The 12,188-nt window shown below is 51.8% G+C and carries 13 protein-coding genes; 2 read left to right on the forward strand and 11 right to left on the reverse strand.

Annotated elements, in window-relative coordinates:
* Positions 1-613 precede the first annotated feature (613 nt).
* The 3 genes from ACMHXI_RS09620 to ACMHXI_RS09630 all read right to left on the reverse strand — a co-directional run bounded on the left by ACMHXI_RS09620 (position 614) and on the right by ACMHXI_RS09630 (position 2,724).
* Complete coding sequence (locus ACMHXI_RS09620; protein ID WP_025009607.1) at positions 614-823, reverse strand: cold-shock protein; 210 nt, start codon at positions 821-823, stop codon at positions 614-616.
* A 253-nt stretch (positions 824-1,076) separates the two neighbouring features.
* Positions 1,077-1,880 carry a 23S rRNA (guanine(745)-N(1))-methyltransferase gene (gene rlmA / locus ACMHXI_RS09625; RefSeq protein ID WP_144130848.1) on the reverse strand — a complete coding sequence of 268 codons (804 nt, stop codon included), beginning with the start codon at positions 1,878-1,880 and terminating at the stop codon, positions 1,077-1,079.
* Positions 1,881-1,923: 43 nt separating this feature from the next.
* A complete protein-coding gene (locus tag ACMHXI_RS09630) occupies positions 1,924-2,724 on the reverse strand; it encodes a hypothetical protein (RefSeq protein ID WP_156019820.1) in 801 nt (266 codons plus the stop codon).
* A 183-nt stretch (positions 2,725-2,907) separates the two neighbouring features.
* On the opposite strand from ACMHXI_RS09630, the gene sbcB reads away from it, so the two are divergent.
* Positions 2,908-4,323 carry an exodeoxyribonuclease I gene (sbcB, locus tag ACMHXI_RS09635; RefSeq protein WP_413734774.1) on the forward strand — a complete coding sequence of 472 codons (1,416 nt, stop codon included), beginning with the start codon at positions 2,908-2,910 and terminating at the stop codon, positions 4,321-4,323.
* Between the two features lie 89 nt (positions 4,324-4,412).
* Positions 4,413-5,309 (forward strand): cytidine deaminase, encoded by an 897-nt coding sequence (gene cdd / locus ACMHXI_RS09640; RefSeq protein WP_107111100.1) that lies wholly within the window; start codon positions 4,413-4,415, stop codon positions 5,307-5,309.
* Positions 5,310-5,373: 64 nt separating this feature from the next.
* Here the strand turns inward: cdd and ACMHXI_RS09645 are convergent, their stop codons facing one another.
* From ACMHXI_RS09645 to ACMHXI_RS09680, 8 genes are all read right to left on the reverse strand, one after another.
* Positions 5,374-6,252, reverse strand: coding sequence for an NAD(P)-dependent oxidoreductase (locus ACMHXI_RS09645; RefSeq protein WP_144130839.1), 879 nt, complete (start codon positions 6,250-6,252; stop codon positions 5,374-5,376).
* A gap of 254 nt (positions 6,253-6,506) precedes the next feature.
* On the reverse strand, positions 6,507-6,986 hold the full coding sequence (locus tag ACMHXI_RS09650; RefSeq protein WP_025009552.1) for an acyl-CoA thioesterase: 480 nt from the start codon (positions 6,984-6,986) through the stop codon (positions 6,507-6,509).
* A 70-nt stretch (positions 6,987-7,056) separates the two neighbouring features.
* Positions 7,057-7,425 carry a hypothetical protein gene (locus tag ACMHXI_RS09655; protein ID WP_144130835.1) on the reverse strand — a complete coding sequence of 123 codons (369 nt, stop codon included), beginning with the start codon at positions 7,423-7,425 and terminating at the stop codon, positions 7,057-7,059.
* A gap of 160 nt (positions 7,426-7,585) precedes the next feature.
* Positions 7,586-8,824 (reverse strand): beta-ketoacyl-ACP synthase II, encoded by a 1,239-nt coding sequence (fabF, locus tag ACMHXI_RS09660; protein WP_028779317.1) that lies wholly within the window; start codon positions 8,822-8,824, stop codon positions 7,586-7,588.
* Positions 8,825-9,016: 192 nt separating this feature from the next.
* Positions 9,017-9,250, reverse strand: coding sequence for an acyl carrier protein (acpP, locus tag ACMHXI_RS09665; protein ID WP_006081231.1), 234 nt, complete (start codon positions 9,248-9,250; stop codon positions 9,017-9,019).
* A gap of 163 nt (positions 9,251-9,413) precedes the next feature.
* Positions 9,414-10,160 (reverse strand): 3-oxoacyl-ACP reductase FabG, encoded by a 747-nt coding sequence (gene fabG, locus ACMHXI_RS09670; protein WP_025009550.1) that lies wholly within the window; start codon positions 10,158-10,160, stop codon positions 9,414-9,416.
* A 10-nt stretch (positions 10,161-10,170) separates the two neighbouring features.
* A complete protein-coding gene (gene fabD, locus ACMHXI_RS09675) occupies positions 10,171-11,097 on the reverse strand; it encodes an ACP S-malonyltransferase (RefSeq protein WP_054743982.1) in 927 nt (308 codons plus the stop codon).
* 129 nt (positions 11,098-11,226) lie between these two features.
* Positions 11,227-12,186 carry a beta-ketoacyl-ACP synthase III gene (locus ACMHXI_RS09680; RefSeq protein ID WP_413734778.1) on the reverse strand — a complete coding sequence of 320 codons (960 nt, stop codon included), beginning with the start codon at positions 12,184-12,186 and terminating at the stop codon, positions 11,227-11,229.
* Positions 12,187-12,188: the final 2 nt, after the last annotated feature.

The following is a 12,188-nucleotide window of genomic DNA, read 5'->3' on the forward strand; positions in this document are numbered from 1 at the left end:
TGTCGAGCCCTGACACGAAAAAACCTATGCCTTGGCATAGGTTTTTTCTTTCGTCTACAGCAGGTTAGTGTCACGCTTTTACTTTTTTAATCGAACCACCCAGGGTATTTTCACCTAGCCCCGCTATTTACACTCATTCATATCAGTTTGCATCAGAATCAGTTTACAGCAACTTAATCACATCCCTTTCTACATTACGCCTGCCATTTTCACCAACAAAGTCTTGGGAAAGGCGCAAGTGCGTTCTTTTTCGTAAGGAGTGGCTTGGGCCTGACCGAAGTCATACCAGGGGGCCTGCCAAAATCGGATAAATCAGAGACTCAATTGCGGTTATCGGGATAAATGAAGGTATATTTTTTAAAACAGAGTAACAGCTTGAAATAAGTTAATCTTAATTTGAGAGATCACTACAAATTAGAATAAAAGCTCTAACCAGAGACCACTTGTTGAAGAGATAAAAGACTGAAGAGATAGAAATTGAGCTGGCTTAACTATGAAGACATAAAAAGCCAATACATAAAATCAAGGCATAAAAAAACCGCGCTTCCTTACACCAGAGAGTGTAGGTTCACGCGGTTTATTACTGTATCGCTCGGGTTACCCCGAAAAGCGATTAGCCGATAACAGAAACGTTTTCAGCTTGAGGACCTTTCTGGCCCTGAGTAACAGTGAAGGATACTTTCTGACCTTCGTCCAGAGTCTTGAAGCCGTCAGAGTTGATGGCGCGGAAGTGTACAAACACGTCTGGACCAGACTCTTGCTCGATGAAACCGAAACCTTTGTCAGAGTTGAACCACTTAACTACACCAGTTACTTGTGACATGATATAAATCCTGTAAATAAAACTATCTTTTAAGCCTTAACGGCGGTGGAGCTGAAAATGCCGGTATTACTTATGTTTACAGGACGAACTGGTCGTATTGAAGACATAAAAATAAGCCCAACTTTCAAGCTAAGTAGACTATAAATCATTCTGGAGATAAGTCAACAAACTTAATTGAGCCCTTGAGGTTTTTTTTACTTAAATTTCGAGTATTTGCCGTAACAAGTTGAAACCTATCTTATAGTTCTACGTCTTATGTATTACGCCGGTAAACCTGAATGTAAAAATCCAGCTCACAACCCAATCCCTCAGCCTGCAGCTGCTGTTTTTGTTCGGCGCTGAGCTTCCAGGCATAGGGAGTCATCTCCAAAAAGTCATTGCAAACCTGCCCGGCCGGTAAAACCAGCGGCCACTGCAATCGCTCATCATGCAGCAGACCAAAACCCGGTAGCTCTGACTTGGTCGGCTCATGCTCTCTTGGCTCACTGTAGATGATCTCTTTCAACTGAAAGTGATGTCTGGGGCCTGGGGATACACAGATAAAAATGCCGCCTGGCCTACACACCCGCGCCAACTCCTTATCTTTTGATGGTGCATAGATACGCAACATGAGATCAAAAGCAGCATCGGCATAAGGCATGTCGTAGGCGCTGGCCACACAAAAGCGCATCTGGGGATGTGCCTTGGCGGCGTAGCGAATCGCAGTTCTGGAAATATCCAATCCATAGAGTTCGCCGCCAACAGCTTGTTGCAAACGCTCGCTGTAGTAGCCTTCACCGCAGCCCAGATCCAAAATCTCGGGTTTTCCCTTGCCATACTCCAGCGCCAGCTCGTTGACCCTGTCGCTGAGAGCCTGATAATAGCCGGCGTTCAAAAAAGCGCGCCTGGCCTGCATCATCTGCTTGTTGTCACCGGGATCGCGGGAGTTTTTCTTCTGCACCGGCAACAGATTGATATAGCCTTCCTTTGCCTGATCAAAACTGTGGTTTTGGCCACAACGCCATTGTTTTCCGTCCTGCACCAACTCGCTGCGGCACAGGGGACAAATATAAGTCATGCATTACTTCCATCAGAATCGGGCTTTGCAGCCCAAGGTGGTTTTACTCTTCGTCGGTCAACTGCCTGACCATGGCATTGAGCTCCGGCGATGACAAGAGTTCATAGCACTCAAGCGCGCGCCTGAGCTTTTCTTCGGTGCCATCATGGTTGGCACTCTGGCGGTAATTGGGACGCTCAAGCGACTGATTATAACATCGCAGCAGCCATTGACGTTTCTGGGATAGACCTGTGAGCAGATGCCAGACTTCGTTGAGCAGGCCTTCGGGCAATTTAGCCCCATGCGCCTGCTGGTATCGTTCCAGCCTGATTCGAGCCTGAGTCACTTCACTGAGTTGCACCGCCAACTTTTCACTACTGGCTTGATAATCCTGAGCTTCGGCCAACGCTGTCTTGGCCAGAATGATCTCTCTTGGCTCCTGGGACAAACGCAAATCCTGCTCCAGGGGCAGCAGCTCGAATCTGCCGGTTTGTAACGAGCAGAGAAATGTCTGCCCCGGCCATAAATCGAGACACACGCCTTGCCTCAGGGCTGTGATGCAACTTGAAGTACTGGTTCCAACTTCAAAGTAGAGTCTAAAGCCCTGACCTGCCGTGCGCGACACTCCATCCTTCCTGACGGATTCCAAGGGTAGCAACTGCTGAGTCAGAAAAGGTTGCAGCCTCAAAATAAACTGCCCCTGCGAAGCCTTGTCTTCTCCTTCAAGCATTACCCACTCAAGCAGCGGCGAGCGCAAGGCCTCCGACAACACAAAATCACTGACACTGTCCGGCAGGCTGAGGCACAACCTGGTCGGCATTGAAAGATTGACTATGGTGGGTGAACTGAAAAACTGACTGTACATCTGCATCCCTTCGGGTAATCCGAACCTCGTTGTCCCTGCCGGCAGGCCGCTTATTGTAACCAGAGGCCATCGATTCACCAAGGGCGGTTTTTAACCGAAGTACCAGCGATAATACTGGCAAAATCCCATTTCCGTAAAAAAATGTTAAGATAAGCTTTTGTCTACAGAGCCAAAGTCATCAGCATGAGTCAAGCCCAACCTCAGCCTTCCATATTCTGGCATGATTATGAAACATTCGGCGCTAATCCGGCGAAAGACAGGCCGGCGCAGTTTGCCGGGATACGTACCGATCTGGAGCTGAACATCATTGGCGAGCCCGAGACCTTTTACTGTCAGATAGCCAGCGATTACCTGCCCTCTCCCGAGGCGATCCTCATCACAGGGATCACGCCGCAACTGGCCAATGGCAAAGGGCTGCCGGAAACCGAGTTTATGGGGCGGATCAATGCCCTGTTCAGCCAAGCCAATACCTGCGTCGCCGGCTACAACTCGCTGCGATTTGATGATGAGGTCAGCCGTTATGGTTTTTACCGTAACTTTATCGATCCCTATGCCAGAGAATGGCAGCAAGGCAATTCCCGCTGGGACATTATCGATCTGGTTCGGGCCTGCTATGCCCTGCGCCCGGACGGAATCAACTGGCCAACCAAAGAGGACGGCTCTCCCAGTTTCAAGCTCGAACATCTGACCCAGGCCAACGGACTCGGCCATGAAAAGGCTCACGATGCCATGTCAGATGTTTACGCCACCATAGCCTTGGCCAAACTGATAAAAGAGAAACAACCAAGGCTGTTTGACTACTATTTCAAACTCAGACGCAAGCAGGCAGTTTCTGAGCAAATCGATGTACTCAATATGCAACCCTTGGTGCATATCAGCTCCAAGATCCCGGCGACTCAGGGCTGTGCCACTCTCATTGCCCCTGTGGCCCATCATCCGGAGAACAAGAATGCCATTGTCTGCGTTAACCTGCATATGGATATCAGCCTGCTGATTGAATTGGATGTAGACAGCATTCGCGAGCGCCTCTATACGCCAAGAAGCGAATTGGCAGAAGATGAATTACCCATACCAGTTAAACAGGTGCATATCAATAAGTGCCCCTTTATTGCCACCGCCAAGACACTGACCGATGAAGCCGCCGAGCGGATTGGATTTGACAAGGCCTTTGCCCGCGAGCAATACAAGCGCCTGCGCCAGCATCCGCAGATCCGCTCCAAGCTGGCAAGCCTGTTTGATACCCCAAGAGACAACCAGAGTACAGATCCGGATCTTATGCTCTACAGCGGAGGATTCTTCTCTCCGGCGGATAAGGCCAAGATGGAGATGATTCGCCATACCGCCCCCGATAATCTGGCGGCGCTGGATCTCAGCTTTGACGACCCCAGGCTCAAGGAGATGCTGTTTCGTTACCGTGCCCGCAACTATCCTTCGACACTTACGGACAAAGAAACACTGCGCTGGCATGAGTTCTGTCAGCAAAGGCTAAACGATCCGGATTATGTCATTCGCTTAGAAAATCTGTTGGAAGAAACTGCCGAAAATGAAAGTCACCAGCGACTTCTCAAGGCTCTGGTGCAATACTTACAGGCGCTTTAACGGAATTTTGCGAAGCCAGTCCCGTTTCCACTGTAACTTCCTGACTAAACTGGATAACCATTAGCTTAACATTTAACAAGGAATGGCCAATGCAAGACAGATTTGTAAACAGCCTGAACCAGTTGCCCAAGACACTTGCCGAGCAATTGGTGCCACTGCTCAACGATGAGTTCGCCGGTCATCTGGATGCACAGCAGTTGAGTGAGTTGGCCAAGGTCAGCGGCCTTGGTGATGATGAATTACTGCTGGCACTCTTGCCTATTGCCGCGGCACTGGCCAATCCGCCAATCAGTGAGTTCTATGTCGGCGCCATCGCCAAAGGCAAGAGCGGTGATATCTATATGGGCGCCAATATCGAACTGCCGGGTGAAGCCTTGTGCCACTCGGTTCACGCCGAGCAAAGCGCCATCAGTCATGCCTGGCTGAGCGGTGAAAGCCAGGTAGTCGATATCATAGTCAACGAGAGTCCCTGCGGCCACTGCCGTCAGTTTATGAATGAGTTAGTGGCCGGGCAAGAGATCCGTATTCACCTGCCCAAGCAGCCTACAGCGCCTTTGAGTCATTACCTGCCCTACGCCTTTGGCCCCAAAGATCTCAATGTCACCACGCCTTTGCTGAGTAAACAACAGGTAAACCTGGTGCTTGAAAGCTCCGATCCCATGGTGATTGAGGCGCTGGATCACGCCAGCCTCAGCTATGCCCCGTACAGCAAGAGCCATTGTGCGGTAGTACTGGAAACGGCTGATGGCGCCACCTTCTGTGGCCGTTACGCCGAAAACGCCGCATTTAACCCATCCATGATGCCAATGCAGATGGCACTGTCGACCCTGCTGCGCCATAACCGCAGCTTCAGTGAAATCAAACGGGCACTGCTGCTGGAATCGGCCGATGGCAAAATCTCTCTGGTGGGAGCCAGCATGGACGCCCTGCACGCAGTAGCGCCTGTAGAGCTGGAACATATAGTGGTCAGCCCCGAGCCCAACTGATAGCAGACTCAAAACCCAAAAAGGACAGCAGAAGCTGTCCTTTTGTTATCTCCAATCGCCTGCCTTACTTGCTACGGCACTTCTCCTGGCGAGCCATCAGACTGGAAGTATCCCAGCGGTTACCGCCCATGGCCTGTACTTCACCGTAAAATTGATCAACCATGGCGGTCAGCGGCAAATGCGAGCCATTGCGTCTGGCTTCATTGAGGGCTATGCCTAAGTCTTTGCGCATCCAGTCCACCGCAAATCCAAAATCATACTCACCCTTCAGCATGGTCTTGTGACGATTTTCCATTTGCCAGCTCTGGGCCGCGCCTTTGCTGATCACCTCAACTACCTTCTCGCCATCGAGCCCGGCGCTCTTGGCAAAATGCATGGCTTCGGCCAAACCTTGTACCACACCGGCAATGCAGATTTGATTGACCATCTTGGTCAACTGCCCGGCGCCAACATCTCCCAATAGTTCGGCGCAGCGGGCATAGGCAGCCATCACAGGTTTTACCCGCGCAAATGCCGCCTCAGAGCCACCGGCCATAATGGTCAATACCCCATTCTCGGCCCCAGCCTGACCACCGGAAACCGGCGCGTCCATAAAAGCGATGCCCTTCTCGGCCAGCAAAGCGGCCAACTCCCGCGCCACATCGCATGAGGCAGTAGTGTGATCGACAAAGATACTTCCCGGAGCCATACCATGCACTGCGCCCTCTTCACCCAGTACGACCTGGCGTAAGTCATCATCATTGCCGACACAGGCAAAGACAATATCCTGCCCCTCGGCGGCTTGGGCCGGAGTCGCGCAGCAGCGCCCACCAAACTCTGCCGCCCAGGCTTCAGCCTTGGAGAAAGTACGGTTGTAAACAGTGACCTGGTGCCCCTGTTTTTGCAGATGCCCAGCCATGGGATACCCCATAACACCTAGACCGAGAAATGCGACATTCGCCATGATATTTCCTTGATTGTTTTAAATGCGGGAACAGGCTGGCCCGATTGCCGGCCATGCTTCAAAACCTTTGGCGTAAAGCCAAGGTTTTGGTTTAAAGCAAAATTCTTAGTTTAAACCAAAGCCGAGAGTGACAATTCGAGCCGATGTTTAAGCCGCATTTTGCCATGGGGCAGCACAAAGGAGAAGTTGATACGGGCAAACTCAGCATCCCGCATACAGAAAAGAGCCACGAATGTGGCTCTTGAAATCAACACTTAAGGATGAACGTGCGCTTCCATTTCCGCGCCGATTTTCTTGCGCATCTCCATCAACTTGATTGCCGAATCCCTGAGCTCTATGTCTCTTGCCGATGTCGGCTGCCATTCAGGTACAGGCGTAGGTTTACCTTCATCGTCTACCGCCACCATGATGACAATACAGTGAGTGGTCAGATGGCGCTCAGAATCCTTGGGATCGCCGGCCTTTACGTCCAAACCTATGTGCATGGAGGTGCTGCCGGTATAGATCACCTTGGCGCTCACCTCCACTATATTGCCCACATGAATAGGTTTGACAAATCTGATCCCACCGGCGTAAACCGTGATGCAGTATTTACCGCTCCAACCGGCCGCACAAGCATAGGCCGCCAAGTCAATCCACTTCATTACTGCGCCGCCGTGTACCTTGCCGCCAAAGTTGACGTCAGCGGGCTCGGCCAAAAACCTCAGGGTTATCTGTCTCTCTGTTCCTGCCATGGGATCCTCTCATCAGGCTTGGCGATCTGCTGACCGCACCTGGCTGAGAGTGTACGCGAAAATTTCGCAATCACCCAAACTTACATACCAGGAAACTTCCGCCAATCACCAGAGGTAAGGCCAGCCGATAAATCCAAAGCTGCAATTTGCTGCTGACAAAACGGGACAGATGAAACAGTGAGTAAATGCCCATCGCCAGCAGGAAGATGCCAAGCACCTCTACCCCGGCTATCACATCGGCATCGCCGCCGGCATAAACCGCTGCTGTCAACAAGGCAAACCAGAGCACTGTATAGGCAGCTATGGCCAAACTAAAAGTGCGAACACCAATTTCCATCGCCGGTTGCCAGCGGCTGTTTTCGCCCCGCACCAACTCGGTTAAATTGGCAGCAATCGCTCCGACTACGGCCATAACAGGAAACATTGCAGGATTGAGCATAGTGAAAACTCCAGAATCATTTGGCGGGATTCTGGCGCTATATTCAGGGAATGCCAATAGAGATGAACAAAGGTTAATTCTGGGTTTAGCTTGAGAATATGACTAACTGATTTTAAAGATAAAAAAAGCGCCATCTGGCGCTTTTTCAAGAGGTTGAATCTTAAACTCGCTTCAGCAACAAAGAGCCATTGGTGCCACCGAACCCGAAAGAGTTACATAGCACATGCTCTACTTTGGTCTGACGTGCGGTATGGGCAACAAAGTCCAGATCGCAACCTTCGTCCGGATTGTCCAGGTTGATGGTAGGCGGAACTACCTGATCTTTAAGGGCCAACACAGAGAAAATGGTTTCCACTGCACCGGCAGCCCCGAGCAAATGACCCGTCATCGACTTGGTGGAGCTCACCATCAGCTTATAGGCATGATCGCCAAAGATGGACTTCACTGCCGCCGCTTCGGCCTTATCGCCTGCCGGCGTAGAAGTACCGTGAGCGTTAATATAATCTATGCTTTCGGGAGCCAGGCTTGCATCTCTCAGCGCATTTTTCATGGCTGCCGCAGCGCCGGCGCCATCGGCTGGCGGCGAGGTCATATGGAAGGCATCGCCGCTCATACCGAAACCAACCAGCTCGGCATAAATCTTGGCACCGCGAGCCTTGGCGCGCTCATACTCTTCCAGCACCAGTACCCCGGCGCCGTCGCCGATAACAAAACCGTCTCTGTCTTTATCCCATGGGCGGCTGGCCGCCTGAGGGTCATCATTACGGGTAGACAAGGCCTTGGCCGCGGCAAAGCCACCCACGCCCAGAGGACAAGTCACATCTTCTGCGCCACCGGCAACCATCACATCGGCATCGCCATAAGCTATGGTACGGGCTGCGAAACCTATGTTGTGAACCCCGGTGGTACAGGCAGTTGTCACCGCAAAGTTAGGGCCGGTCATGCCGTACATGATGGACAGATGACCGGCAATCATATTGATGATGGTGCTGGGCACAAAGAAAGGGGAAATTTTACGTGGGCCACCGGCCATCAAGGCGCTGTGGTTTTGCTCAATCAACCACATGCCGCCCATACCAGCGCCGATAGCGGTTCCGACTCGGGTCGGATCTTCTTTATCCATCTCCAATCCGGAATCACGCATGGCCTGAATGCCGGCAGCCATACCGTACTGAATAAAGAGGTCCATCTTGCGGGCGTCTTTACGGGACAGGTACTGCTCTACGTCAAAATCTTTGACTGAGCCTGAAAAACGGGTGCTGAATTCGCTGGCATCAAACTTGGTGATAGGCGCGATACCGCTCTGACCTGCCAGCAAGGCTTGCCAGGTGCTGTCCACTGTGTTGCCGACCGGGGTCACCAGACCCAGGCCAGTGATAACGACTCGACGTTTAGTCACTGTGTCCACCTTAGATTAACGGGTGAGTTACCATGATAGGCCAGGCTGTTGCAGCCTACCATTGCCGCCGGCCAGCAGCCGAATGGTCACAAGACACGATAATGCATCGGCTGATACTGGTACAACCAGAAACTGACGGGGCGAAAACAAAAACAGGCGGCAATTATGCCGCCTGTTTTCTGGAATTCTGGATTACTGATTCTTGGAAACGTAATCGATCGCTGCCTGAACGGTAGTGATTTTCTCAGCTTCCTCATCAGGGATCTCGGTATCAAACTCTTCTTCCAGAGCCATAACCAACTCAACAGTGTCCAGAGAATCTGCACCCAGATCGTCTACGAAAGAAGCTGCTGGCTTAACGTCTTCTTCTTTAACGCCCAGTTGCTCTACGATGATTTTCTTTACACGTTCTTCGATGTTGCTCATTAGTTTTCTTTCCTATTCAAATTACGCACTTGCGTAAGATTGCGAGTAGTTTATTAGATTTGACCAACATTGCAAGCCTAGAATTCGTGGTCTAACCACGATTTTAGGCCCTCAATTGCTGCAGATCACCACCCAATTGCGACAGTATCCCTGCCATTCGCCCTTAAACCATATACATCCCGCCATTTACATGCAAGGTTTCCCCTGTGATGTAAGCGGCGGCATCCGAGGCCAAAAAGAGCACGGCGTTGGCAATTTCCTGTGCCTGACCCAAGCGTCTCATTGGAACCTGGGACATGATGGCCTGTTGCTGATCTTCTGTCAGCTCATCCGTCATATCTGTCTGGATAAAACCAGGAGCAATAGCATTAACTGTAATTTGACGAGATGCAACCTCTCTGGCGAGAGATTTTGTAAATCCGATCAAACCCGCTTTGGCCGCAGAGTAGTTCACTTGGCCCGCATTGCCCATGGTACCTACCACAGAGCCGATATTGATGATACGACCATGACGTTTCTTCATCATTGAGCGCATCACTGGCTTGGATAACCTGAAAAGAGATGTCAGGTTGGTGTCCAGGATATCCTGCCACTCATCCTCTTTCATCAGCATCAATAAATTGTCACGGGTGATGCCAGCATTGTTTACCAGAATATCAACATCACCGGCTTTTTCTTTGATCGAGGCAAATAAATTTTCAACAGATTGTGGATCTGTGACATTCAGCACCAAACCATGGCCCTTATCGCCCAGATAAGCCGAGATGGCTTCAGCGCCACGCTCACTGGTTGCGGTACCGAATACTGTGGCACCGGCCTCGGCCAGAGTAGTGGCAATCGACTTGCCAATGCCACGACTGGCGCCGGTAACCAGGGCAATCTTGCCGCTTAAGTCTAATGTTACGCTCATGAAAAGCTCCTTATTCGATCAATGCAGCCAGAGAAGCGGCATCGTTGACTGCCTTGGCAGTAAGGGATTTATTAATGCGCTTGCAAAGCCCGGTCAAGACTTTACCCGGACCCACTTCATAGAGCTCAGTGACCCCCATGGCCGCCATGGCTTCAACGGTTTCAGTCCAGCGCACCGGGCTGTATAGCTGACGTACCAAGGCATCACGGATATCAGCGGCAGCTTGTGGCTGGGCGACATCCGCATTGTTAATCACGGGAATTTGCGGCTGGCTAAATTCGATGTTACCCAGTGCACTGGCCAGTTTATCGGCGGCAGGCTTCATCAAAGCGCAATGGGAAGGCACGCTCACAGGCAAGGCAACCGCCATTTTGGCGCCTGCTGCCTTACAAGCTGCGGCGGCGCGCTCAACCGCGGCTTTTTCACCGGCAATCACCACCTGGCCTGGGCTATTGTAGTTAACCGGGCTAACCACAGCGCCTTCGGCGCTGTCTTCACAGGCCTTGGCAATGGCGTCGTTATCCAGGCCTATGATGGCAAACATGGCGCCGGTTCCGGCAGGAACCGCTTGCTGCATCAATTGACCACGCAGTTCAACCAACTTAACTGCATCGGTAAACTTGAGTACCCCGGCACACACCAGCGCCGAGTATTCACCCAAACTGTGGCCTGCCATCACGCTGGGCGCGGCTTTGCCGGCCGCTTGCCAGGCGCGATACAGGGCGACACTGGCGCTCAGCAAGGCTGGCTGGGTCTTATCAGTCTCGTTAAGAGTTTCGGCCGGTCCCTGCTGTACCAGTTGCCACAAGTCGTAACCCAGTACTTCACTGGCTTCACGAAAAGTCTCGGTCACGACCGGATAGCCTTCGGCAAGATCGGCAAGCATGCCAACAGCCTGAGAACCTTGTCCCGGGAACACGAAAGCGAAGTTTTCCATATTCATTTACCTATGATTGCAGGCAGCAAAGCTGATGCCGCTGCCCGAGTCCACTGATCTGCCCGGCAGATCAACTTGTATGCATTGAGACGTCCCGCTCACTTACGCGAAGAAAGCAGGCACTGAATATCAGAAGCGAACCAAGGCGCTACCCCAGGCAAAACCGGCTCCGAAGGCTTCAAGCAGCAAGAGTTGCCCGCGCTTGATGCGGCCATCGCGCACCGCTTCGTCCAATGCAATCGGCACTGAGGCAGCTGAAGTATTGCCATGTTTGGCCAGCGTCAGCACCACTTTATCAAGACTCATGTCCAATTTCTTGGCTGTAGCATTAATAATGCGGAAATTGGCCTGATGTGGCACCAGCCAATCGATTTCTGACTTGTCGACGTTATTCAATCTCAGGGTTTCTGTCACCACATGGGACAACTGAGTCACGGCGACCTTGAAGACATCGTTGCCCTTCATGGTCATAAAGCCCACGGCTTCGGAGGTTTCTCCGGCTCTGGGTGGAAAGGCACATTTGAGCAGATCGCCCTGACGGCCATCGGCGTAGATATGGGTAGAGATGATCCCCGGCTCTTCACTGGCGCCCACCACGGCGGCACCGGCACCATCACCAAAGAGAATAATGGTGGTCCTGTCTTCCGGCTCACAGAATCTGGAAAGCACATCGGCGCCTATTACCAGCACTTTCTTGGCCGCACCGGTTTTCACGAACTGATCGGCAACCGACAGCGCATAGACAAAGCCGGAACAAGCCGCAGCGACATCAAATGCCGGGATGGTATGAACCCCCAACATGGCCTGCACTTCACAAGCAGCTGCCGGAAAGGCGTTTGCCGCACTTGTGGTGCCGCAGATAATCATATCGAGTTCACCGGCTTCGATGCCTGCCATTTCAATGGCCTTCAGCGCCGCCTGATAACCCATAGTGGCAACCGTTTCACTGGCATCAGCGATCCGACGCTCAGAAATACCCGTGCGCTCAACAATCCACTGGTCACTGGTTTCCACCATTTTTTCCAGATCCTGATTGCTACGCACCTGCGCCGGCAGATAACTGCCAGTTCCAAGAATTTTTGTATGCATAA

This window comes from Shewanella sp. BJSY2023SW005 (genome assembly GCF_047314585.1).
GTDB classification, from domain to species: domain Bacteria; phylum Pseudomonadota; class Gammaproteobacteria; order Enterobacterales; family Shewanellaceae; genus Shewanella; species Shewanella algae.